General features: G+C 58.0%; 25 protein-coding genes and 1 tRNA gene. 19 read left to right on the plus strand and 7 right to left on the minus strand.

The features are described from left to right. Positions 1-94 precede the first annotated feature (94 nt). The 11 genes from PSH69_RS01300 (at position 95) to PSH69_RS01350 (ending at position 10,920) form a co-directional block, all read left to right on the plus strand. On the plus strand, positions 95-3,007 hold the full coding sequence (locus PSH69_RS01300; RefSeq protein ID WP_305410803.1) for an aminotransferase: 2,913 nt from the start codon (positions 95-97) through the stop codon (positions 3,005-3,007). 208 nt (positions 3,008-3,215) lie between these two features. Further along, entirely contained in the window at positions 3,216-4,094 is an 879-nt protein-coding gene (gene aguB, locus PSH69_RS01305) for an N-carbamoylputrescine amidase (protein WP_008068730.1), read from the plus strand. Positions 4,095-4,098: 4 nt separating this feature from the next. Next, positions 4,099-5,205 carry an agmatine deiminase gene (gene aguA / locus PSH69_RS01310; protein WP_305410804.1) on the plus strand — a complete coding sequence of 369 codons (1,107 nt, stop codon included), beginning with the start codon at positions 4,099-4,101 and terminating at the stop codon, positions 5,203-5,205. 245 nt (positions 5,206-5,450) lie between these two features. Continuing rightward, positions 5,451-5,663: a hypothetical protein gene (locus tag PSH69_RS01315; RefSeq protein WP_018929289.1), complete on the plus strand. Its 213-nt coding sequence runs from the start codon at positions 5,451-5,453 to the stop codon at positions 5,661-5,663. A gap of 202 nt (positions 5,664-5,865) precedes the next feature. Beyond that, complete coding sequence (locus PSH69_RS01320; RefSeq protein WP_305410805.1) at positions 5,866-6,537, plus strand: DsbA family protein; 672 nt, start codon at positions 5,866-5,868, stop codon at positions 6,535-6,537. A gap of 17 nt (positions 6,538-6,554) precedes the next feature. Beyond that, a complete protein-coding gene (locus PSH69_RS01325; protein ID WP_305410806.1) occupies positions 6,555-6,950 on the plus strand; it encodes a nuclear transport factor 2 family protein in 396 nt (131 codons plus the stop codon). 237 nt (positions 6,951-7,187) lie between these two features. Further along, a complete protein-coding gene (locus PSH69_RS01330) occupies positions 7,188-8,474 on the plus strand; it encodes an OprD family porin (RefSeq protein ID WP_018929286.1) in 1,287 nt (428 codons plus the stop codon). A 230-nt stretch (positions 8,475-8,704) separates the two neighbouring features. Then, positions 8,705-9,451: a 2OG-Fe dioxygenase family protein gene (locus PSH69_RS01335; protein ID WP_086944148.1), complete on the plus strand. Its 747-nt coding sequence runs from the start codon at positions 8,705-8,707 to the stop codon at positions 9,449-9,451. 46 nt (positions 9,452-9,497) lie between these two features. Further along, on the plus strand, positions 9,498-9,911 hold the full coding sequence (locus PSH69_RS01340; RefSeq protein WP_305412768.1) for a GNAT family N-acetyltransferase: 414 nt from the start codon (positions 9,498-9,500) through the stop codon (positions 9,909-9,911). Continuing rightward, positions 9,908-10,624, plus strand: coding sequence for an AzlC family ABC transporter permease (locus PSH69_RS01345; protein WP_018929283.1), 717 nt, complete (start codon positions 9,908-9,910; stop codon positions 10,622-10,624). Before PSH69_RS01340 ends, PSH69_RS01345 begins: the two co-directional genes overlap by 4 nt. Continuing rightward, a complete protein-coding gene (locus PSH69_RS01350) occupies positions 10,603-10,920 on the plus strand; it encodes an AzlD domain-containing protein (RefSeq protein ID WP_007939492.1) in 318 nt (105 codons plus the stop codon). The genes PSH69_RS01345 and PSH69_RS01350 overlap by 22 nt, the downstream gene beginning before the upstream one ends. Here the strand turns inward: PSH69_RS01350 and PSH69_RS01355 are convergent. Then, positions 10,837-11,763, minus strand: coding sequence for a LysR family transcriptional regulator (locus tag PSH69_RS01355; protein ID WP_305410807.1), 927 nt, complete (start codon positions 11,761-11,763; stop codon positions 10,837-10,839). The genes PSH69_RS01350 and PSH69_RS01355 overlap by 84 nt on opposite strands. Positions 11,764-11,954: 191 nt before the next feature. Continuing rightward, positions 11,955-12,137, minus strand: a complete 183-nt coding sequence (locus PSH69_RS01360; RefSeq protein WP_305410808.1) for a hypothetical protein — start codon at positions 12,135-12,137, stop codon at positions 11,955-11,957. A gap of 258 nt (positions 12,138-12,395) precedes the next feature. Here PSH69_RS01360 and PSH69_RS01365 point away from each other — a divergent pair, with 258 nt between their 5' ends. The 8 genes from PSH69_RS01365 (at position 12,396) to PSH69_RS01400 (ending at position 17,280) form a co-directional block, all read left to right on the plus strand. Beyond that, a complete protein-coding gene (locus PSH69_RS01365; RefSeq protein ID WP_007939490.1) occupies positions 12,396-12,806 on the plus strand; it encodes an MbcA/ParS/Xre antitoxin family protein in 411 nt (136 codons plus the stop codon). Then, complete coding sequence (locus PSH69_RS01370; protein WP_305410810.1) at positions 12,806-13,483, plus strand: RES family NAD+ phosphorylase; 678 nt, start codon at positions 12,806-12,808, stop codon at positions 13,481-13,483. The genes PSH69_RS01365 and PSH69_RS01370 overlap by 1 nt, the downstream gene beginning before the upstream one ends. 208 nt (positions 13,484-13,691) lie before the next feature. Further along, positions 13,692-13,913, plus strand: coding sequence for a 4-oxalocrotonate tautomerase family protein (locus tag PSH69_RS01375; protein WP_305410811.1), 222 nt, complete (start codon positions 13,692-13,694; stop codon positions 13,911-13,913). After that, the gene (locus tag PSH69_RS01380) at positions 13,910-14,566 is read left to right on the plus strand and encodes a DsbA family oxidoreductase (RefSeq protein WP_305410812.1); all 657 of its coding nucleotides are present in this window, start codon (positions 13,910-13,912) and stop codon (positions 14,564-14,566) included. Before PSH69_RS01375 ends, PSH69_RS01380 begins: the two co-directional genes overlap by 4 nt. A gap of 43 nt (positions 14,567-14,609) precedes the next feature. Then, positions 14,610-15,320, plus strand: coding sequence for an SDR family NAD(P)-dependent oxidoreductase (locus PSH69_RS01385; protein WP_305410813.1), 711 nt, complete (start codon positions 14,610-14,612; stop codon positions 15,318-15,320). A 314-nt stretch (positions 15,321-15,634) separates the two neighbouring features. Continuing rightward, positions 15,635-16,033: a carboxymuconolactone decarboxylase family protein gene (locus PSH69_RS01390; RefSeq protein ID WP_007939479.1), complete on the plus strand. Its 399-nt coding sequence runs from the start codon at positions 15,635-15,637 to the stop codon at positions 16,031-16,033. Beyond that, positions 15,999-16,355 carry a hypothetical protein gene (locus tag PSH69_RS01395; RefSeq protein ID WP_225602989.1) on the plus strand — a complete coding sequence of 119 codons (357 nt, stop codon included), beginning with the start codon at positions 15,999-16,001 and terminating at the stop codon, positions 16,353-16,355. Before PSH69_RS01390 ends, PSH69_RS01395 begins: the two co-directional genes overlap by 35 nt. Before the next feature lie 175 nt (positions 16,356-16,530). Beyond that, complete coding sequence (locus PSH69_RS01400; RefSeq protein ID WP_305412770.1) at positions 16,531-17,280, plus strand: hydroxypyruvate isomerase family protein; 750 nt, start codon at positions 16,531-16,533, stop codon at positions 17,278-17,280. 139 nt (positions 17,281-17,419) lie between these two features. On the opposite strand, the gene PSH69_RS01405 is transcribed toward PSH69_RS01400, so the two are convergent. The 5 genes from PSH69_RS01405 to PSH69_RS01425 all read right to left on the minus strand — a co-directional run bounded on the left by PSH69_RS01405 (position 17,420) and on the right by PSH69_RS01425 (position 21,333). Continuing rightward, positions 17,420-17,495, minus strand: a tRNA-Thr gene (locus PSH69_RS01405). A gap of 78 nt (positions 17,496-17,573) precedes the next feature. After that, the gene (locus PSH69_RS01410) at positions 17,574-18,398 is read right to left on the minus strand and encodes an FkbM family methyltransferase (RefSeq protein ID WP_305410814.1); all 825 of its coding nucleotides are present in this window, start codon (positions 18,396-18,398) and stop codon (positions 17,574-17,576) included. A gap of 343 nt (positions 18,399-18,741) precedes the next feature. Then, a complete protein-coding gene (locus PSH69_RS01415; protein WP_305410815.1) occupies positions 18,742-19,971 on the minus strand; it encodes a methyltransferase in 1,230 nt (409 codons plus the stop codon). Then, complete coding sequence (locus PSH69_RS01420) at positions 19,952-20,641, minus strand: ABC transporter permease (RefSeq protein ID WP_305410816.1); 690 nt, start codon at positions 20,639-20,641, stop codon at positions 19,952-19,954. The genes PSH69_RS01415 and PSH69_RS01420 overlap by 20 nt, the downstream gene beginning before the upstream one ends. Further along, on the minus strand, positions 20,638-21,333 hold the full coding sequence (locus PSH69_RS01425; protein WP_019651467.1) for an ABC transporter permease: 696 nt from the start codon (positions 21,331-21,333) through the stop codon (positions 20,638-20,640). Before PSH69_RS01425 ends, PSH69_RS01420 begins: the two co-directional genes overlap by 4 nt. Between the last annotated feature and the right edge of the window lie 77 nt (positions 21,334-21,410).

Raw genomic sequence — 21,410 nt, forward strand, 5'->3', positions numbered from 1 at the left:
ACGCATTTGATTCGGGCCAACCAGGGAAGGGGGGTTGCGTATCGCCCCTGGCAGTGGCGATATAAGCGCCTAATAAAATTTCAGGGGTCATTGTATGCCGCTCGCCACGTTGATTCACCGCGCCAGTCTGCCCAGCCCGCAGGTGTCTGTGGCGCAAGCGCTAGAGCTGTTGGAAGAACATTACGGGGTGAGCGGGCGGTTGCAGGCCCTGGGCAGCCAGCAGGATCTCAACTACCGGGTCGACAGCGATCAGGGACGTTTCGTTCTGAAAATCTGCCGTGGCGATTACTCGGTGCTGGAACTGCAATCCCAACACGCCGGGCTCAAGCATCTGGCTGAACACGCCGACGTGCCGGTGCCGCGAGTGATCCCGGCCATAAACGGCGCAGATTTGCTCTCTCTCGATGTCGGTGGTCAAGCGGTGCATGTACGTCTGCTCGATTACATTGACGGCCAGTCCCTGACGCACCTCGACCATCTGAGCCAGGCCGTGGTCGCCGGTTTCGGTCGGCTCTGCGGCGAGATGGACCTGGCGCTGGCCGGTTTCGACCATCCTGGCCTTGAGCGCACCCTTCAATGGGACGCCCGCCACGCCAACGCGTTGATCGCGCATTTGCTGCCGGTGATCAAGGATGATCAGCAACGCAAGCTGATTGCTGAAGCGGCCGAGCAGGCCGAGCGCCATTTGCAGCCCCTGGTGGATAAACTGCCGGTGCAGGCGATTCATATGGACATTACCGACGACAACGTAGTCTGGCAGCGAGATGCGCAGCGCCAATGGCAGTTGCAGGGTGTCATCGATTTTGGCGACCTGGTCCGAACCTGGCGGATCACCGATCTGTCGGTGACCTGCGCCGCGCTGCTGCACCATGCCGATGGTGATCCGTTCTACATTTTGCCGGCGGTTCGGGCCTATCACGCGATCAATCCGCTGCAGCATGAAGAACTGCTGGCGCTCTGGCCGCTGATCGTGACCCGCTCGGCGGTGTTGGTGCTGAGTGGCGAACAGCAGGTCAGCATTGATCCGGGCAATGAGTACAGTCGCGACAACCTGAGCCACGAGCGGGAAATTTTCCGCGTGGCCACATCGGTGCCGCTGGCGTTGATGGAGGCGGCGATTCTGGCCGCGGTTGGTCAAGGCCTGCCGAGCATCGGCAGCGAAGGCTTTGCGCCCTTGTTGCCGAGTCTGGTGGGGCGTGAGTTTGCCTTGATCGATCTGGGCGTGCTCAGCCCGCACTTCGAAGCGGGTAACTGGGAACAGGAGGGGATCGACCAGCGCCTGCTGACCGAGGCCGCCGCGGCCCACGGTCTGGCGGCCAGTCGTTATGGGCAATATCGTCTGTCTCGCACCCAACCGGACAGCGCCACTGAACCGGCCACTTGCCCACTGCATGTAGAGCTGCGAGTGTCCCATGGCACGGCGGTCGAATCGCCGTTTGCCGGAACGGTTCACCAGCCGGCAGTGGGTGTGCTGCAACTGGATGGTCCGCACCTGAGTTTACGGCTGTGGGGTGTGACGCCGTCGTTGCACGCGGGCGCAGCCTTGGTCAAAGGTCAGGTGCTGGGTTCGGTCAGCGGGCCGTTGATCGTGCAATTGTGTCGAGGCGCTCAGCTCGACGCACCGTTATTTTGCACACCTTCGCGCGCCGCAGCCTGGCAGGCTTTGTGCCCGTCGCCGGCGGCGTTGCTGGGCCTGGCCTGCGATGCAGAAGAAGAACTTGACCCGCAGACGTTGCTGGCCCGCCGCGATGCCAGTTTTGCCCGATCCCAGAAGCATTATTACGTCGACCCGCCGCGCATCGAGCGGGGCTGGCGCAATCACCTGATCGACATGCAGGGCCGCTCCTACCTCGACATGCTCAATAACGTTGCGGTGTTGGGGCACGGTCATCCGCGCATGGCCGCTGTCGCCGGCCGTCAGTGGTCGTTGCTCAACACCAACTCGCGTTTTCACTACGCAGCGATTGCCGAGTTTTCCGAGCGCTTGCTGAAGCTGGCACCGGACAACATGGACCGGGTATTCCTGGTCAACAGCGGCACCGAGGCCAATGACCTGGCGATTCGCCTGGCCTGGGCCTACAGCGGCGGTCGCGACATGCTCAGTGTGCTGGAGGCGTATCACGGCTGGTCAGTGGCGGCGGATGCGGTCTCGACCTCGATTGCCGACAACCCCAAGGCCTTGAGCAGCCGTCCCGATTGGGTGCATCCGGTGACCGCGCCGAATACCTATCGCGGCGAATTCCGTGGCCCGGACAGCGCGCCGGACTATGTGCGCAGCGTCGAACGCAACCTGGCGAAAATCGCCGGGCAGAAACGCCAGTTGGCCGGTTTCATCTGCGAGCCGGTGTACGGCAATGCCGGCGGCATCTCGCTGCCGCCGGGCTATTTGAAGCAAGTCTATGCATTAGTGCGGGCGCAGGGCGGGGTGTGCATCGCCGATGAGGTGCAGGTCGGTTACGGCCGCATGGGCAAATTCTTCTGGGGCTTCGAAGAGCAGGGCGTGGTGCCGGACATCATCACCATGGCCAAAGGCATGGGTAACGGCCAGCCGTTGGGCGCCGTCATTACCCGTCGGGAGATTGCTGAAGCGCTAGAGGCCGAGGGTTATTTCTTCTCGTCCGCTGGCGGCAGCCCGGTCAGTTGCCGGATCGGCATGGCGGTGCTGGATGTGATGGAAGAAGAAAAACTCTGGGAAAATGCCCAGGTCGTGGGCGGGTACTTCAAGGAACGTCTTGAAGCCTTGATCGACCGGCATCCGTTGGTGGGGGCGGTGCATGGTTCCGGTTTCTATCTGGGGGTGGAGTTGGTCCGCAATCGCGAAACCCTTGAACCGGCGACCGAAGAAACCACGGCATTGTGCGATCGCCTTCGTGAGTTGGGGATTTTCATGCAGCCGACGGGTGATTACTTGAACATCCTCAAGATCAAACCACCGATGGTCACGTCGCGGCAGAGCGTGGACTTCTTTGTGGACATGCTGTCGAAGGTGCTGGGCGAAGGGTTGTAGGCAGCTCGTAGAGGTTGAGAATATCGATTGTTATCGGGAATTTTTGAGAATATTTCAGCGTGGTGAGTATTTATCGCTTTTAAAGCCGATTTTTATCGGCTATAAAGTCGCCACTGCCCACGGTGTGGACGAACCACGCCCGGTGATTCCCGTTCTGTCATCGGTCGATGCCACACTGACCCTCAAGCACTTGCCCAGGAGATGATTCATGAGTCGTATCGTTACCGTCGCCGCCACCCAGATGGCCTGTTCCTGGGACCTTGAAGCCAACATCGAGACCGCTGAGAAGCTGGTCCGTGAGGCAGCGGCCAAAGGTGCGCAAATCATCCTGATCCAGGAACTGTTCGAGGCTCCGTACTTCTGCCAGAAGCCGAACCCGGACTACCTGCAACTGGCCACGACGGTAGAAGACAACGTTGCCATCAAGCACTTCCAGAAAGTCGCCAAGGAACTGCAAGTGGTGCTGCCGATCAGCTTCTACGAATTGGCCGGTCGCGCGCGTTTCAACAGCATCGCGATCATCGATGCCGACGGCAGCAACCTCGGGATTTATCGTAAAAGCCACATCCCGGATGGCCCTGGCTACCACGAAAAGTACTACTTCAACCCTGGCGATACCGGTTTTAAAGTGTGGAATACCCGTTACGCGAAAATCGGAGTGGGCATCTGCTGGGATCAGTGGTTCCCTGAGTGCGCCCGCAGCATGGCGCTGCAAGGCGCGGAAATCCTGTTCTACCCGACTGCCATCGGCAGCGAGCCGCACGACAAGACCATTTCGTCCCGCGACCACTGGCAGCGCGTGCAACAGGGCCATGCCGGTGCCAACCTGATGCCGCTGATCGCCAGCAACCGCATCGGCAATGAAGAGCAGGACGGCTACGACATTACCTTCTACGGCTCGTCGTTCATCGCCAACCAGTTTGGCGAGAAGGTCCAAGAGCTGAACGAAACCGAAGAAGGCATTCTGGTTCACAGCTTCGACCTCGATGAGCTGGAGCACATTCGCAGCGCCTGGGGTTCGTTCCGCGACCGTCGTCCGAACCTGTACGGCGCGATCAAAACCCTCGACGGTTCCCTGGAGTCCTGAAGCCATGACCACTTTGAACAGCACCCCTCGCGCCGACGGCTTTTACATGCCTGCCGAGTGGGCACCCCAAACCCAGACCTGGATGGTCTGGCCCGAGCGCCCGGACAACTGGCGCCTGGGTGGCAAACCGGCGCAAGCCGCGCACGTCGCAGTGGCCAAGGCCATCGCGCGTTTCGAACCGGTGACCGTGGCGGTCTCCGCTGGCCAGTACGAAAATGCCCGCGCCCGTCTCGACGTGCCGAATATTCGTGTGGTGGAGATGTCCAGCGATGACGCCTGGGTCCGGGATACCGGCCCGACGTTCGTCATCAATAACTGCGGCGAAGTCCGTGGCGTGGACTGGGACTTCAATGCCTGGGGCGGCTTCGACGGTGGTTTGTATTCGCCGTGGAACCGTGACTCGCAGGTGGCGGGCAAGATCCTCGAAATCGAGCGCAGCCCGCGCTACCGCACCGAGGGTTTTGTGCTCGAAGGCGGCTCGATTCATGTCGATGGCGAAGGCACCCTGATCACCACCGAAGAGTGCCTGCTCAACCGCAATCGCAATCCGCACATGAGCCGTGAGCAAATCGAAGCGGTGCTCGGCGCAAACCTGGCTGTGGATAAGATCATCTGGCTGCCGGACGGCTTGTTCAACGACGAAACCGACGGCCATGTGGATAACTTCTGCTGCTATGTGCGTCCGGGTGAAGTGCTGCTGGCCTGGACCGACGACCCGCAGGACCCGAACTACCCGCGCTGCCAGGCGGCCATGAACGTGCTGCAAAACAGCACCGATGCCAAGGGGCGCTCGTTCACGGTGCACAAAATGCCGATTCCGGGGCCACTGTATGCGACCGAAGAAGAGTGCGCCGGTGTGGACCCGGTGGACGGCACTCAGGAGCGCAATCCGACCGTGCGTCTGGCCGGCTCTTATGTGAACTTCCTGATCGTCAACGGCGGCATCATCGCGCCAAGCTTCGATGACCCACTGGACGGGCCGGCCAAAGAGATTTTGCAGAACCTGTTCCCGCAGCACGAAGTCGTCATGGTGCCGGGTCGCGAACTGTTACTTGGGGGCGGTAACATTCATTGCCTTACCCAACAACAGCCCGCTCCGCACAAAGAGTGAGTGAGGTCGTAACAGCTTGAGTTGATTGAAAAATCGATTGAGCAACGGTTTAGCCTCTTCGTTTTGCACAAAGCCCGCAGCCCATCAGGACTGCGGGCTTTTTTGTATCCACTTATCGACACTTCGAAAACATTGGCATAGCTCTTGTATCTTCGAAGGCGCAACACGGGGAGGGAGAGAACTTCGATGTTCTGTCATAAACCTTGGATAAGTTAGCCGCTCACAAACCAGGAGAGAGCGCTGAGATGAACGCCGAAATGAACGTAGTGGGCGAGCGGGCACTGCATCCCCTGGCAGTTAACAGCGAATCGCTTCAAGTCCTGGCACAGTGGTTGAAGTCCAATGGAACGCGTCAGATCAGAGAACCTGATCCGCGCCGGATGATGATCGAGCGCTATCCCGCTGGTTTATTCAGCGAGGCGGAACTGGAAGCATTGTGGGATGTGATGGAAGGATAAGAAGAAAAACAACGGATTGATAAAAGCGCTGCCGGGAAGGCGGCGCTTTTTTATGCCCGTCGCAAAAGTGCGCGCCTGCAAGATGAGGGTCATTCGACCGATTCTTGAAACAGACTGAAATCGATTCCGGCGTTTTTCCAAAACGATCTGAGTATTAGTCTGCCGGCATTGAGTTTTCCTACTTTGTTGCCGGAGTCTTCCCATGACCCTTCACTACATTTACGACCCATTGTGCGGTTGGTGCTACGGCGCCAAACCCTTGGTGCAAGCTGCCCAAACCGTGTTGCCGGTGATCGGCCACGGTGGCGGCATGATGAGTGGTGCCAATCGCCAAACCGTTTCGCCACAACTGCGCAATTACGTCATGCCCCACGACCGACGCATCGCCGAGTACACCGGCCAGCCGTTTGGCGAGGCGTATTTCGAGGGGTTGTTGCGTGATGGGACGGCGGTATTCGATTCCACGCCGCCGATTGCCGCCGTGCTGGCAGCCGAGCAGATCGCCGGGCGCGGACTGGAGTTGCTGGGGCGTTTGCAGACAGCTCATTACGTGGACGGTCGACGCATCGCTGACGAGGCTGTTTTGCTTGAACTCGCCGCACAGACAGGTCTTGACCCCGAGGCTTTCCAGCAGGCATTTAGTGCAGCCGATACCGATCGCCATATCAAGGACAGCCGCGCACTCTTGGCCCGTGTCGGCGGTCAGGGCTTCCCGACCTTCGCGCTGGAACAGGATGGCCAGTTCACCCTGGTCGATATCGGCCCTTGGCTCGGCAAGCCGCAAGCCTTCGCCCAATGGTTGAGCCAGTCGCTTGCGGCAACAGAGTCTTCATCCGCGTTTCAAACCTGTGGCCTCGACGGCTGCGCCCATTGAACTCACCTGGAGTCACCATGGATAACCTGAGCCTGATCAAAAGCACCTACGAAGGCGTCAACTCCCAGGAGAATGCGCGCAACACCGCCGCTGCGCTGACCGATGACGCCCGCTGGACCGAAGCCGCAGGTTTTCCGTATGCCGGGACCTACGTCGGTTTCGACGCGATCGTCGAAAATGTCTTCAAGCGCCTGGCCACTGAGTGGGAAGATTTTCAGTTCAAGGTCGAGAACTACGTCGCTCAGGGCGACAAGGTATTTGCCTACGGCAATTACAGCGGCGTCTATAAAGCTACCGGTCGTGCGATGAATGCCCGAGTCGCGCACTTGTGGACTCTGGCCGACGGAAAAGTCACCCATTTCGAACAATTCGTCGACAGCCATGTCGTGCAATTGGCTATCGCTGACAAGTGATTTCTTAGACGATTTTCGCCTATTTACAGAAGATTCACGAAATTGACACATCATTAAGGGCGCAGATAGGATGCGCCCCAACGCCTGTGGCTAACCGCCACGACTGACAAAACAATAAAAGGCCCGCCGCGAATTTTCGTGGGCGGGCCTTTTTGTTTTTGCGGTGAAAAAAGAGCGCGATAGCGCCGTTTCAGCTGTTCGGCACAGAGCGTATCAACCCGTAATAAGGAAAATAACATGTTGAACAAGCGAATCAGCCTGATCGCACTGGGGATGTTGAGCGCCACACAGGCCATGGCTAACGACCAGGCCGAATCCAAGGGTTTTGTTGAAGACAGCAGCCTCAAAGTGCTGCTGCGCAACGCCTACATCAATCGTGACTATAAAGACGGCAACCCGGACAAAGCCGAATGGGGCCAAGCGGCCATCGGTACTTACTCATCCGGTTTCACCCAAGGCACCGTCGGTGTGGGTGTGGATGCCTTCGGTCTGTACGCGCTGCGTCTGGACGGCGGCAAAGGCCGCAGCGGCGCCGGTGGTATCGATTTCTTCAAGCAGGGCGACAGCGGTAACGCAGCGGATGACCTGTCCAAGTTCGGTGGCGCGGTCAAATTCCGTATCTCCAGCACTGTCCTGACCTACGGCGACCAGATGCCGGCCCTGCCGGTGCTTAACTACGACAACTCCCGCCTGCTGCCGGAAAGCTATACCGGCACCTTGATCACCTCCAAAGAGATCAAAGGCCTGGAGCTGAACGCCGGTCGCTTCACCGCCGAATCGCGCAAAAGCGCTGAAGGCCGTGACAGCGGTGGCTTGAAGTCGATCAACGTATTGGGCGGTAGCTACCAGTTCACCGAACAGTTCAAGGCTGCGCTGTACGCTTCCGACGTTGAAGATGTGCTGAAGAAACAATACGTGAACGCCAACTACGTGTTCCCGATCGCCAAGGATCAGTCCCTGACCCTGGACTTCAACGGCTATCGCACCAAGCTGGACAACTCCTACGTCCGGGAAAACGGTGTCACCGGCGACGACAATAAAATCTGGAGCCTGGCAGCGACCTTCGCCACCGGCCCGCACTCGTTCACCCTCGCCCACCAGCGCAGCACCGGCGACAGCAACCTGGGTTATGCCTACGGTGGCTATCAGCGCGGCCAGAACCGTGTCGGCGACGGCGGCAACACCATTTACCTGGCGAACTCCTACTGGTCCGACTTCAACGCCGAAGACGAACGCAGCTGGCAGCTGGGTTACGGTCTGGACTTCGGCGCCTTCGGCGTTCCGGGCCTGAGCTATAACGTGGCCTACGTGCGCGGTGACAACATCACCACTTCCACCAGTGAAGGCGGCACCGAGCGCGAGATCTTCAACCAGTTCAAATACGTCGTGCAAAGTGGCCCGGCCAAAGACCTGAGCGTGAAAGTGCGCAGCTCGATCCTGCGTGTGTCGCAGAAATCCAGCGAGTACAACGTCAGTGGCAACGAACTGCGCGTATTCGTGGATTACCCGATCAACATCTTCTGATGATCGGCTGAGTTGTTCAGACTCGATAAAAACCCTGACTGGTTCGGGGTTTTTTTGCCTCATAACCGTATAAAAACACCGAAAACGGCTGTTTTCGATCGTAAAAAGTCGAATTGAAGCAACTTCATCCTGCGTTTCAAGCAACGCTTGATATGCCTGAAATTCTTTCTCATGGGCCGTCAATCCGGCACCTACTAGATTAGGCCGCTTAATGCAGCGGAGACCTAGTAATGATCGTGTTGAACAGAGAAGTTGGCGAATCGCTACGGCGCGACAAGTATGTCAACGTCCAGGGAGCCGACTTCAATCTCTTCGGTCATTTTTCCGACTTCGTCAGACTGACCAAAAGTTGGGAAAACATGGAGCCGGACAGTTATTACGGCCAAGCCGATGCGGGCATGCGTTTTCGTCGCTACAGCGATTTTGAATACAACCCGGTCACCCGTGACTTGAAGCAATTGGAACACCGCGCCTACGTGCAATCGAAGGCCAACAACAGCTACGTCGGTGGACTGGAGCGGCACTTCCAGGACTTCTCTAATGAGGTCATTAATTCGCCGGTGATGCGCAGCCTCATCGATACGGATTTCGAGGTGTACAAACACGTATTGCCGCCGGAACTGCACGACGCAATCTGGCAATGCCAGATTCATCAGATCCGCATCGAGATCAAGCCGGGCAAGCAACTGGAAATCACCCCGGAAGGTATTCATTGCGACGGTTATCCGTTCAGCGGTGTGCATTTCTGGGGTCGCAACAATGTGGACGGGGCGGAGAGCCGTTTGTATTCGGCCCAAGAGGAACAGCTGGCGGCGACGACTTATATGGAAATCCTCGACACCACCTACTTCCTCGATCGCGAGATGCGTCACTACGTGACACCGGCACGCAACACTCATGCTCACGAAATGGCCTATCGGCAGATTCTGGCCATTTCCTTCTCGCGGCCCGGGACCGCTTTCGACATTGTTCGCTGAACAGTTCGACCCCATGATGAACATCACCGAGTGCTCTGCACCGGTGATGCTGCGACGCGCGACGGCCAAGGATGCCCAACGCCTGGAGCGCTTCTTTCGGCAATTCGAAGAAGTGTCGTTCTGTGAATGGCAGGACGCCAAATGCCTGCGCGGTGTGCTGGAGCAGAAGACCACCACCGCGTTCCTCGCACTCGATGTCAGTGGCGAAGTGGTCGGCGCGGTGTTGGGCGGCATGCTTGGCAGCCGTGGCACCATCAATCACCTGGCGGTGAGCCCGTTGTATCGCAGCCAGGGCGTCGGTCAACGTCTGGTGGAAGCGGCCTCGGCGGACATGAAACGGGTGGGGGTGCTGCGGATGTTCCTGTTCGTCGACGATGCTAACCTTGCCGGCAAACGTTTTTGGAGTGCCCAGGGCTTTTGTGAGCCGCGCGGCGAAACGACCTTTGAGAGGGACCTATGAATGAGACGTCCAGCAGCCAGCCGCTGATGGTCGAGCCCCAGCCCTCGCGCACGTTTGCTGAAGCCAGCCCGGTGGTTGCGGGCTACTTCACGGTGTCGTTTGTGTTCGGTCTGATGGCCGTCAATGCCGGGATGCCCGTGTGGCTGCCGGTCGCGATGTGCCTGTTCGTCTACGCCGGTGCCTCGCAGTTCGCCGCCCTGGCGTTGATCTCCAGCGGTGCGTCGCTGACCACCATTATCCTTACCACGTTTCTGATCAATGCGCGGCACATGCTGATGTCGGTCTACATGGCCAAGGCCCTGCAAGCGCTGGGGCTCAGTCGTCTGGAGCGCTGGTGTTATGCCGGTGGGCTGACCGATGAATCGTTCGCCTTCCACAGCGTCAAACTGGGCAAGGGCTCGCCGGTCAATGTGCGTTACCTGATCGGCTTCAATCTGTATTGCCACACCTCGTGGGTACTCGGCGGTTTGCTGGGGGCGATCTGCGCGCAGTATGCGGCGCACCTGATCAAATATCAGCTCGACTATGCACTGACCGCGATGATGCTCTACGTGCTGGTATCGCTCTGCAACACCCGCAACAAACTGATCGCCGCACTGGCTGCGGTCGCTTGCATGGGTGCACTGAGCCTGATTGGCAACTCACCCTTCAACGTATTCATCGCCACATTCGTGGGCTGCGGAGTGGGTGTATGCCTGACCAAACGTTCCTGATCCTGGTCGTCGCGCTGATGATGGCCGTGACATTCCTGCCACGCGCGTTGCCGCTGCAGGTGAACACCGATCATTGGCCACCTCTGGTCGCCCGGGCGCTGGAATACCTGCCGGTGGCGATCGTGGCTGCCATCAGCCTCACGCCCCTGTTGATCAAGGATCAGCATGTGCAGCTCGATCGCCCGGAATTTTATGCAGCCATTCCGACGTTGTTATGTGCGTATTTCAGCAAAAACCTCTTTCTCTCCGTTGCGGTGGGAACGGCTGCGTACATTGCGCTCGGCTCGTTCATGTAACGGCAGATCGACCACGTCATTCAAGGCCTGACCCGACAACTCGGGATTATTGATCGCCAGCCGCACTTCGAGGGAATCCTCGAACCCCGGGAAAATGGTCAGGCCGTTACGCAGGGCCGCCTCACGGGAAACCATGCCCAGGCCGTCCATTTGCGTGATCAACGATAGGGTCAGGGTTTCACTGCAGGAATAGATCATCCGCTTGCCTGACTCGTAGTTGCCAAGGCCTGCGTCGAGAAAGCGCAAGAAGCTGTGGGAATACGGACAGTCGTCGGCCGGCCGAACCTGAAATTTATTGCCAAGCAGCACCAGCGGGTCGTTTTCCTGACCGCAATGAGCACCGACCACCTGCACCTGCACATCGGGCAGGGCAATGCTGGGCAACCCCGGCTGTTGCGGCCCGATCAGCACGGCCAGGTCGAAGTCCTCATTCTTCAACTTGCTGAGGTTTTCCATCGACTCGGCGTAGCTGAATTCCAGCTGATAATCAGGAAACACCTCGATGAGGCGTCCGATCATTCGCCGGTTGAAGTCGGCCGAGAGCGTGGTGTTAAGCGCAACCTTGAGCGTGCGCTGCCCGGGCACCTTGAGCGCGGCGACTTTCTCTTCCAGCTGCCGCGTGGCGACCAACACTTTGTCCATGTAGGGCGTGAGCTCCGTGCCCTGTGTTGTCAGGGTCAGCCCCTTGTTGGAGCGACGAAACAACCGAAAACCGAACTGCTCTTCGACCTTGTTCAACTGCGCGGCCAATGCTTGCACGGTCAAAAAGGAATGCTCTGCCGCCGCCGACAACGAGCCGGTCTGCACGATGCGCATGAGGTTGCGTAAGGTTCTGCTATCCATTTGGGTAATGCCCTCTAAAGTGGGCTGGCTATTGTTGTGTACCTTGCCGCCCGGTGGGCGTGGGTCGCGTGCTGGCTATGATCCTGCACCAGAGCATGCTTGTCCCGAGTTTAGTAGCGAAATGGTTCTGCGTCCGATGGCTGGAGGCTTGCACAGGATCGAGATTTTTGTTGGAGGGGAGGTGATCGGGGTCAAGAAAATGGCCCGGATGGGGAGGTGTGGGCGTTTTTTGGCTGCTTGTTTTTATCAACGAAACCTTTTCCCAAGGCAAAAAAAAGCAGCCTGATCAGGCTGCTTTCATGAAAAGGTGCTTGATATTGTGCTCCCTCAAGCAGGGGAGAAGAGGTCTCACCAGGCGTCGATTTCCAAGTCATCAACGAGGTCCCTCCGCCGACTATTGCCACTTGGAGGCAGTCGGTTTCGCGCTCTCGATTTAATTCTCTGCCCCTATAGTGTGGGTGTCAACGTGTGTGTCGGACCGTATGTCGGCGTCTTTTCAGGCTGCGGAAAAGCGGGTGTGAATGCTCTTTCGAAGAGGGAGCAGATCAATACGTTTGTGAATTAAAAATTCATTTTTGTCCGTATCTGTACTAGTCTGAAATCAAGACATCATACCCAAGGAGGCTATTCCCATGCCTGCCTCATCCACTGTCCTCAGCCCACAGCAACAACTCGACTCCCCCGAAGCCGGTCGAGTCGCGCTGAAGTTTTTCTTCAACCTCATGGAACGCTGGGGCTGTACCGCCGAGCAACAACGCACACTCCTGGGCAAAGTCGGTAATACGACTTTCTACAAATACAAACACCTGCCACCCAACGTGCGCCTGCCCCACGACACCCTGGAGCGCATCTCGTATTTGATGGGCATCCACAAAGCGCTGAGTATCATCTTCAGCAACAGTCGCGAACGTGCCTACACATGGGTCAGCAGCCCCAACACCGCCGCACCGTTCAATGGTCAATCGGCATTGAGCTACATGCTGGCCGGTCGCGTGGTCGACATCGCTGACGTACGCCGCTATCTCGACGGGGTACGCGGTTGATGGCGCCGGAACTGGCCGACCCGCAGTGGCCGCGGGCCTATCGGATCGTCAACAGTTGCTTCCCGCCGATCTCGTTGTTCGAAGACGTCCTCGACCCCGAAGACCTGCCCACTGCCTACGCGTTGGAAGCCTTGACCAACGATCGGCTGATGGAAGAAGCCGGCGTGCTCACCCGAGTGCGTCCCGAAGACCGCATCTCCGGCCCCGGCTCCACACCGGTGATGGCGGCGTTTACCCACATCGGCAAAACCAGCCGCTTCACCGACGGCACCTTCGGCGTCTACTACGCCGCCAGCAGCCAGGCAGCGGCCATCGCCGAGACGAGCTATCACCAGGAACGCTTCCTCGCCGCGACCAACGAACCGGATCTTGAGTTGACCATGCGTACCTACGTCAACCGTGTGGTCAAACCTCTGCACGACATCCGCGCCGACTACCCACACCTGCACGACCCGGATCCCAACGCCTACGGTCCGGCCCAGGCCTTTGCCCGGCAACTGCGCGAAACGTTGTCCTGGGGATTGCTCTACAACAGCGTTCGATTGCCTGGACATGAATGTGTGGCCGCGTTTCGGCCGCCGGCCGTGTCCATTCCGAAGCAGGGGAAGCACATTCGGTATGTATGGAGTGCGAGCAGTCGCAGGATTTCGTTTGTGTTTGAAGTCAGTGAGATGTGAAGCACGGCGAAACGCAAAAAGCCTCGATTGATTCGGGGCTTTTTTATGCGCGATATTTCAGAAAATAGCGATACGTTCCACCTGAACTCATTACACCATGTCACTAATGATGTTCCCGCCCCCACCTTTATCCCCCCAAACCAACCTCCTACATTGAGCTCCACCCACCTACCCATCATCCCGAAGGGCAGGTCACTGGAGACTCATCATGCCTTTTGTCAGCGTACGCATTACCCGCGATGGTGTTACCTCAGAGCAGAAAGCTCAGGTGATCGCCGAAATCACTGAAACCCTGGAGCGCGTCCTCAACAAACGCCCGGACCTGACCCACATCGTGATAGAGGAAGTCGACACCGATAACTGGGGCTATGCCGGTATCACCACCACCCAGTACCGCAAGCAACTGGCTGAGGCGGAGAGGCAGTCATGACAGCGGCCGTCACCATCGATTTCATTTCCGATGTGGTGTGCCCGTGGTGCGCCTTGGGTGCGACGGCGCTGGAGCAAGCGATCGAGAACGTGGCGGGTGAGGTCTCGGTCGAGCTGACTTTCAAGCCTTTCGAACTGAACCCCGACATGCCGGCCGAAGGCGAGAACGCGGTTGCGCACTTGATGCGCAAGTACGGGCGCAGCGCCGAGGACGTCGCCGCCGGCAAAGCGATGCAGATCGCTCGGGGCGAGGCCATCGGGTTCAAGTTCGATCTGGAGAAGCGCACCCACTTCCATAACACCTTCGATGCTCACCGATTGCTGTTGTGGGCGTTGCAGGAGGGGCGGCAGCTCGCACTCAAGAAAGCCTTGCTGCGTGCTTATTTCACCGACGGCCAGAACCCGAACGATCGCGAGACGCTGGTTCGACTGGCAGCGCAAGTGGGGTTGGATGCGGCGAGTGCGCGTGAGGTGTTGGTGTCCGGAGCGTTTGCCCAGGAAGTGCGTGAGCTTGAAGTGTTTTACCGCGAGCGCGGCATTAATTCGGTACCGGCCATGGTGCTGAACGGCCGTCACCTGGTGTCCGGTTCGCAATCGGTCGAGTACTACGAACAGATGTTGAGACAAATGGCACAGGCGCCTGTTGAAGCCTGATTAATCACTTTTTCAAACCATCATTTATGAGTAGAGGTTCACCATGAGCAATTCGAAAAAAGTCATCGTAATTACTGGCGCATCCCAAGGGCTCGGCGCAGGCATGGTCAAGGCTTTCCGTGATCTCGATTACAAGGTTGTCGCCACCTCGCGTTCGATCAAACCGTCCACCGACCCGGACATCCTCACCGTGGCGGGCGACATCGGCGACCCGGCGGTTGCTCGGCAAGTCATTCGTGAAGCGATCGCACGTTTTGGCCGCATCGACACCCTGGTCAACAACGCCGGGATCTTCGTTGCCAAGCCGTTCACTGCCTACACCCCTGAAGACTATGCCGCGGTGCTGTCGGTGAACCTGAATGGTTTCTTCTACATCACCCAACTCGCGATCGCAGAGATGGAAAAACAGGGTAAAGGCCACGTTGTTAACATCACCACCAGCCTGGTGGACCATGCGATTGACGGTGTGCCGTCGGTACTGGCTTCGTTGACCAAAGGTGGCTTGAACGCGGCGACCAAATCCCTGGCCATCGAGTACGCCAAGCGCGGGATTCGAGTGAATGCGGTTAGCCCCGGCATCATCAAAACGCCGATGCACGGAGAGGAAACCCATGAAGCGCTGGGGAGTTTGCATCCGGTTGGGCACATGGGCGAGATCAGCGATATTGCTCAGGCTGTTGTGTATCTGGACAGCGCCAACTTTGTCACCGGGGAAATCCTGCACGTTGATGGCGGGCAGAGTGCGGGTCACTAAGACCTGTTTTCTAAACATCAGAAACAACAAAGCCCTCGCGTTTTTGCGAGGGCTTTGTTTTGTATGGTGCACGCTTTACCAGCACGTGCATCATCCGAAGATCGTCTCTTAGCCAACCCGCCAAGTCTGATAACTCCAGGTACTGAGCGGTACGTCATTGCGCCCGAAAAGTCTAAATCCATCCTGTTGTTTCTACGATGTTTAAGAGTTCATTTGCTGAAGTCGTGCTGCAGCCGGCTCTGGCATGGCCCCCAGCGAACTAAACTAGTTATATCTCTATAGAAGATGTCTCTACAGAGGTAAGGAGGTGTCAAATGGCCATTCGTGATACCTATCAGGAAATTGAACAGACCCTGGGTCTGGTACCGGAGTGGATCAAGCAGATGCCGGAAGGCGGAGCGATCGGATTCTGGGGCGTAGCCCGGGATTTTTGGCTGGCAGATACCAAGATTCCTAATAAGTACAAGGAGTTGATAGGTCTGGCGGTATCCGGGGCGACCCGTTGCAAGTATTGCGCTCTGTTCCATACCGAAGCCGCGCGCTTGTTTGGCGCGAGCGACGAGGAAATTTCCGAAGCCAGCTTTATGGGCTCGCTGACCATGATGGGCAGCACCTTTATTAACGCCCAGCAGATCGACTACGAGCAGTTCCGGCAGGAAACGCTGAGTATCGTCCGGTATGTCAAAGATCACTCGCAACCCAAAGCCGCATAAGCCGTTGCGAGAACCTGCCCTTCGCCAGTTGACGAAGGATAAGTTGATTGCAATCACCAGCGGTGGTCCCAGGACCACCGCTCGGTGGCAAGCGGCTGTGCTGCGAGCCATCAGCGAACTCATGCAATCCAGCGATACCGCCCGCGAAGAAAACCAGGACCTGCGCATCCCCTTTGCCAAAGCACTCCATGACCTCTATGCGGGACAGAAGTCCGACGCCGAGTTGACGGAAATGGTGTTGCTGATGTTGGAAGTGGAAACCGCCCCTTTTATTGGCAAAGAGCCCCAGCCAGGAGCGGCATCCGGGAACGATGGCCTCTGAGAAGTGGAAAAGGGGCAACGTTATTTTCCCAAATGGAAATCGTCGTATCCCTGGTTTGAGCAAAAAAGTCCCGCACGATTTGAGCTTGCTGACAACGTCAACCTATAGTGCTGTGCTGGAGTTGCAAAGGATGCTCCAGGCTGATGATTTTCTTCCCAGGATGGATATTTACCCAATGCTCAAGTTCAATGCTCATCTCGGCTTCCAATTCAATGAATTGCCTTTTCTGCAACGCATCGACGCAGCCGCCGCAGCTGGCTTTCGGGCGGTGGAGTTTCCATCACCCTACGAGTTCGACGCGAGTCTCTTGGCCGACCATCTGGCTCAATACAGTCTGCCGTTGATTCAATTCGCTGCACCGGCTGGCGTTACCAAAGGCATCGCTGCCTTGCAGGGCAAGGAAGAAGAGTTTCGCAACGGTTTGCTCCGGGCCGCCAGCTATGCAAAGGCGCTGGCATGTTCGGATGTCCACATTATGTCTGGCGTTACGACGCAGGATGACGCAGGGCGTGTCTTCGGGAGCAACCTGGAGTATGCCGTCAAGTACTTCGAGGATCAGGGGTTGCGGCCGCTTATCGAAGTAATTTGTGCACAGGAGATGCCGGGCTATTACATGGCTGACTTCAGCAAGGCGCAACAAGTGCTGGAAACCTTCCCGAGTGTCGGGCTGATCCTCGATCTTTACCATGCCCAGATTCTGACTGGAGACGCAGCAGATGTTCTGGCTCGGTTTTACGACAGAACAGTTCATGTGCAAATTGCCGACTGCCCGGGGCGTCACGAGCCGGGAACGGGGAGCATCGACTTTGCAGCCTTGTTCGCGGCACTGGAGCAGCGTGGCTACACAGGATGGATCGGGTGTGAATACCGGCCTTCCGGCTCTACGGTGGCGAGTCTTGACTGGATTAGGCAGTTAAGTGCTTAGCGCTGAAGTGAAATTGTGATGGGGCGGTGTGCAGGTAGATTTGGCGCAGGGGAGGATTAAGACGGTATCTACAAGGGTTGTTTTTCTAGATGCCAGAAACAACAAAGCCCTCGTATTTCTACGAGGGCTTTGTTTTGTATGGTGCCGGCACCAGGAATCGAACCCGGGACCTACTGATTACAAGTCAGTTGCTCTACCATCTGAGCTATACCGGCGTGTCAGGGCGACGATTATAGCGATTGGGTTGGTTCTGTAAACCCCTGAATTCAGACTATTTTTGCGCAGGCTTTCGGTCAGGCGCGGTGCAGTACTTTCTTGAGTTTCAGCAGGGTGCGCCAGGCTCGACTGTTTTGCATCGCCCGCAGTTGCGCTTCGGCGTGTTCAGCGCGTTGCAGGGCGGCGGCGAGGTGGTTTTCGGCGTCGGTGATGGGGTGGCTGAATTTATGGCCTTTGCAGAACTGGAAGTCGTCCAGGTTGCACGGCGGGATGTCGAAGGCGGGTTTGAGGGCCAGGAGTTCTTCGGCCAGGTAGTAGGTGTTGATGCCGTCGAACAGGATGGGCTGGTAACCGGCGCCGGTGACGAGGCTTTCCCAGGTCTGGTCGCGTTCCCACGGGGTTTCGATGAGGATGATCCATGGCCGCCATTGGGTGAAGTCCATGCCGCGCAGGACGGTTTCTTCGTGACCTTCGACGTCGATTTTCAGGAAGTGGATCGGGCGGTTGCGGACGTGTTGTTCGCAGATAGACGCCAGGGTGCGGGATTTGACGGTCTGGTTGCGCACGTCCAGGCCGGCATCTTTGTGTTGCTGCGCGATGGTTGGGTCGAGAGTCGAGAGACCAGTGCCGGCGATGCCGTAGAAGGTCAGGTTATCGGCGCTTTCACCGGCCACGCATTGCAGGTTGATGTCGTTGGGGCGCTGCTGGCACAGGGCGTCGTAGTAGTTCGGCATGGGTTCGACATTGATACCGGTCCAACCGCGGTCGTAGAAAGCTTTGGTGACGGAGTCCTGAGTGGGGTCGTTGGCCCCGATGTCGATATAAAAGCCATTTTCGACGTATTTGAGGGCGCGCCACAGGCGGATGTCTTCGAAATTCTGTGCGTAAGAAATGAACGTCACGGTCGCATCCTGTCGGTCAGATTTTTCTTGTTCATGGCCGCACTGTCGGCGCCCTCGTATGCGTGTATAGCAAGAGGCATTGCAAGGCGCAATTTTCCACCCGTGATGTCCGGAATTCGACGGTTATGTCATTTTGATTGAATGCTTATGCACAACCGGCTGGCGGAATCTGCTGGTTCATTGCGCTTTTGTGGACTCGTTCTCATTTGTCCGCAAATGCCTGTTTTATGGGTTTTTTATTTTTATGAACAAAAAATGACCAGTAGTGTTTTAGGCGTCAAACAGCGTGGATATTGGATCCACGAGAATTCCATCAACAGAGTTATCCACAGGTTGCGACTGTTTAAGGGGGCTCTGCCAGGAGCAGGAAATTGCGCGGTGTGAGCGGGGATTCGCAGAAGGTGCCGAGACGAACGACATAACCCTGCTCGATGAGGAAAAGTGCCCGATCGAGTACCAGCCACAGCTCCAGAGGCCGTCGGAAAAGGCCTCGCAGCAGCTCCAGGTTGCGCACTTCGGCCAGTCGCTGCCAACCGGCGGCTTCCAGTTCGGTCCAATCTGGCGTGCCGACTGTGGATAAGTCTTTGAGTGCGGCCAGATCGCGGCAGTAATCGGCGAAGGGTTTGTCCAGCCAGGCGCTGGGCAGGGAAGGGGTGGGCAGGTATTCGTCGACACCGCGCAGCTGCCGTTGCAGCAGGTCGAACCCCAGGCGCCGGGCCATGGAGGTGTCGCGCTGGCGTCGGACGCGCGCGCCGGCGGTGACGGTTTCGCTCATCGGCAGCGCAAGATCATCGAGGGAAAGGTGTAGGTCGGAGCGCTCTGCCACACAGGAAAGTGGCCGATAGGTGTTCAGACTGATCCGGTTGTAGCAGCACGGTGCGATGGCCAGTTGTTTGCACCCGGCGGCGCTGGCGAGCTGGATCAGTCGCACATGCAGATCCCCGCAGGCGTGCAGCGCTACGGGCGTGTGATCGGCATTCAATAATGAGGCTGCGCCAGGCGCGAGTACATCCTGTTCGACATGCAGCGCATGCATTTGATGACGCTGGCTGAGTGCCTGGCCGCTGGCGACCAGCGCCGGGTCGTATTCCAGGCAGGTCAATTGTTGACCGGTTTGCAGCAGGCGTCGCCCCAAATGGCCCTTGCCCGAACACCAGTCCAGCCAATGCGTCGGTGCACGGGCAAACTGCAAGCAGCCGGCGAACGCTTCAATCTGTTGCCACTTGCGCCCCGGTACATCGACATTCAGTCGATGGCCCGCCGCTTCGAGTGCACGAGCCGGCAATTCACCCACCGCACTCAGCTCAAGAGACATCGCTGCCAATGAAGCAAACGGCTCCGGCGCATCGAGCCAGCCAGGCTGGTTATGACTGTTTTCCGCATCTTCCAGCGACCGCCCGCGTAGCCACAACGCCAACTCTGGGTAGGACGCTTCCCAGGGTAGTTGCAGATGGGTAAACGGTCGGGGCTTCCACAGTGCTTGATGCTCGATCAGAAAAGCATCCAGCGCAGTGAAGCGGGCGAGCAGGGTCTCGCCCGTCAGCACGCAGGCATCAACGCCCTTGGCAGGCATCGACGCGCAACCAGCGCTCCAGCAGCTTGAAGCCGCGCACCAGCACGTAAGCCATCAGCAGATAGAACATGCCCGCGGCGAAGAAGATCTCAACCGGCAGGTAGGTGCGAGCAATGATGGTGCGGGCCATGCCGGTCAGCTCCAGCAGGGTCACGGTACTGGCCAGGGCACTGGCCTTGAGCATCAGGATCACTTCGTTGCTGTACGCCGGCAGGCCGATACGCGCAGCACGTGGCAGCATGATGTAGAACAACGCCTTGGCCCGGGACATGCCCAGCGCCCGCGCCGCTTCGATCTCGCCCGGTGGAATCGCCTGGATCGCGCCACGCAGGATCTCGGCGATGTAGGCCGCGGTGTGCAAGGTCATGGTCGCGGTGGCGCACCAGAACGGATCGCGCAGGTATGGCCACATCGAGCTGTTACGCACCACGTCGAACTGCGCCAGGCCGTAGTAGACCAGGAACAGTTGAACCAGCAACGGAGTGCCACGGAAAAAGAAGATGTAGCCGTAGGGGAATGCCCGCACATACCAGAGTCGCGATGAGCGAGCGATGCCCAGCGGAATTGCCAGCAGCAACCCGGCAATCACGGCGATGGCCACCAGTTCCAGGGTCAGCGTCGCGCCCTGAGCCAGTTTTGGCAGCCACTTGATGATGACTTCCCAATTCATTGGGTGCTCCTCGCGAAGCCGCGAGCGGCACGTCGTTCCATAAAGTGCATGCCGGTCATGGCCAGAATGGTCAGGCTCAGGTACATGAAGGCGGCCACCATATAGAAGGTGAACGGTTGCTTGGACACGGTCACGCCGATTTGCGCGTGACGCATGATTTCTTCAAGGCCGATGACCGATACTAGCGCAGTGTCTTTCATCAGAATCATGAACAGATTGCCCAGGCCCGGTAGGGCGATGCGCCACATCTGCGGCATGATCAACTTGGTGAAGATGCGGAATTTCGACAGGCCCAGGGCCACACCGGCTTCACGGTGACCTTTGGGAATCGCCAGAATCGCCCCGCGAAACACTTCCGTGGCATAGGCGCCGAAACACAGCCCCAGCGCAATCACGCCGGCGGCAAAGGCGTTGAGTTCGAGCTCGGGATTGCCGAAGAACTCACCCAGCGCACGCATCAGATTGACCGTGCCGAAGTAGATCAACAGCACCCAGAGCAATTCCGGGATGCCGCGAACCAGCGTTGAATAAGTGCCGCCAAGCCATTGCAGCGGCTTGTACGGGGAAGTCTTGGCCAAGGCGCCGAGCAGACCGAGCACCAGCCCCAGGCACAAGGCCGAGAGTGCCAGTTTCACAGTCATCAGTGCGCCAGCGGCGAGCGCCGGGCCGAATCCGTAGAGGTCGATAATCATGGATTTCTTTTCAAATCGCGGCAGGCAATGCCAAGGACTGGCGCCGTCAGCGAACGGCGCCGGTCAGGCAGGTCAGA

The organism is Pseudomonas sp. FP1740 (assembly GCF_030687165.1).
Lineage (GTDB): Bacteria > Pseudomonadota > Gammaproteobacteria > Pseudomonadales > Pseudomonadaceae > Aquipseudomonas.

Bases quoted from the DNA above. Each gene is read 5' to 3' on its own strand.
- PSH69_RS01300 (WP_305410803.1), top strand. From the start codon at position 95: ATGCCGCTCGCCACGTTGATTCACCGCGCCAGTCTGCCCAGCCCGCAG.
- aguB (WP_008068730.1), top strand. From the start codon at position 3,216: ATGAGTCGTATCGTTACCGTCGCCGCCACCCAGATGGCCTGTTCCTGG.
- aguA (WP_305410804.1), top strand. From the start codon at position 4,099: ATGACCACTTTGAACAGCACCCCTCGCGCCGACGGCTTTTACATGCCT.
- PSH69_RS01315 (WP_018929289.1), top strand. From the start codon at position 5,451: ATGAACGCCGAAATGAACGTAGTGGGCGAGCGGGCACTGCATCCCCTG.
- PSH69_RS01320 (WP_305410805.1), top strand. From the start codon at position 5,866: ATGACCCTTCACTACATTTACGACCCATTGTGCGGTTGGTGCTACGGC.
- PSH69_RS01325 (WP_305410806.1), top strand. From the start codon at position 6,555: ATGGATAACCTGAGCCTGATCAAAAGCACCTACGAAGGCGTCAACTCC.
- PSH69_RS01330 (WP_018929286.1), top strand. From the start codon at position 7,188: ATGTTGAACAAGCGAATCAGCCTGATCGCACTGGGGATGTTGAGCGCC.
- PSH69_RS01335 (WP_086944148.1), top strand. From the start codon at position 8,705: ATGATCGTGTTGAACAGAGAAGTTGGCGAATCGCTACGGCGCGACAAG.
- PSH69_RS01340 (WP_305412768.1), top strand. From the start codon at position 9,498: ATGCTGCGACGCGCGACGGCCAAGGATGCCCAACGCCTGGAGCGCTTC.
- PSH69_RS01345 (WP_018929283.1), top strand. From the start codon at position 9,908: ATGAATGAGACGTCCAGCAGCCAGCCGCTGATGGTCGAGCCCCAGCCC.
- PSH69_RS01350 (WP_007939492.1), top strand. From the start codon at position 10,603: ATGCCTGACCAAACGTTCCTGATCCTGGTCGTCGCGCTGATGATGGCC.
- PSH69_RS01355 (WP_305410807.1), bottom strand. From the start codon at position 11,763: ATGGATAGCAGAACCTTACGCAACCTCATGCGCATCGTGCAGACCGGC.
- PSH69_RS01360 (WP_305410808.1), bottom strand. From the start codon at position 12,137: ATGACTTGGAAATCGACGCCTGGTGAGACCTCTTCTCCCCTGCTTGAG.
- PSH69_RS01365 (WP_007939490.1), top strand. From the start codon at position 12,396: ATGCCTGCCTCATCCACTGTCCTCAGCCCACAGCAACAACTCGACTCC.
- PSH69_RS01370 (WP_305410810.1), top strand. From the start codon at position 12,806: ATGGCGCCGGAACTGGCCGACCCGCAGTGGCCGCGGGCCTATCGGATC.
- PSH69_RS01375 (WP_305410811.1), top strand. From the start codon at position 13,692: ATGCCTTTTGTCAGCGTACGCATTACCCGCGATGGTGTTACCTCAGAG.
- PSH69_RS01380 (WP_305410812.1), top strand. From the start codon at position 13,910: ATGACAGCGGCCGTCACCATCGATTTCATTTCCGATGTGGTGTGCCCG.
- PSH69_RS01385 (WP_305410813.1), top strand. From the start codon at position 14,610: ATGAGCAATTCGAAAAAAGTCATCGTAATTACTGGCGCATCCCAAGGG.
- PSH69_RS01390 (WP_007939479.1), top strand. From the start codon at position 15,635: ATGGCCATTCGTGATACCTATCAGGAAATTGAACAGACCCTGGGTCTG.
- PSH69_RS01395 (WP_225602989.1), top strand. From the start codon at position 15,999: ATGTCAAAGATCACTCGCAACCCAAAGCCGCATAAGCCGTTGCGAGAA.
- PSH69_RS01400 (WP_305412770.1), top strand. From the start codon at position 16,531: ATGCTCAAGTTCAATGCTCATCTCGGCTTCCAATTCAATGAATTGCCT.
- PSH69_RS01415 (WP_305410815.1), bottom strand. From the start codon at position 19,971: ATGCCTGCCAAGGGCGTTGATGCCTGCGTGCTGACGGGCGAGACCCTG.
- PSH69_RS01420 (WP_305410816.1), bottom strand. From the start codon at position 20,641: ATGAATTGGGAAGTCATCATCAAGTGGCTGCCAAAACTGGCTCAGGGC.
- PSH69_RS01425 (WP_019651467.1), bottom strand. From the start codon at position 21,333: ATGATTATCGACCTCTACGGATTCGGCCCGGCGCTCGCCGCTGGCGCA.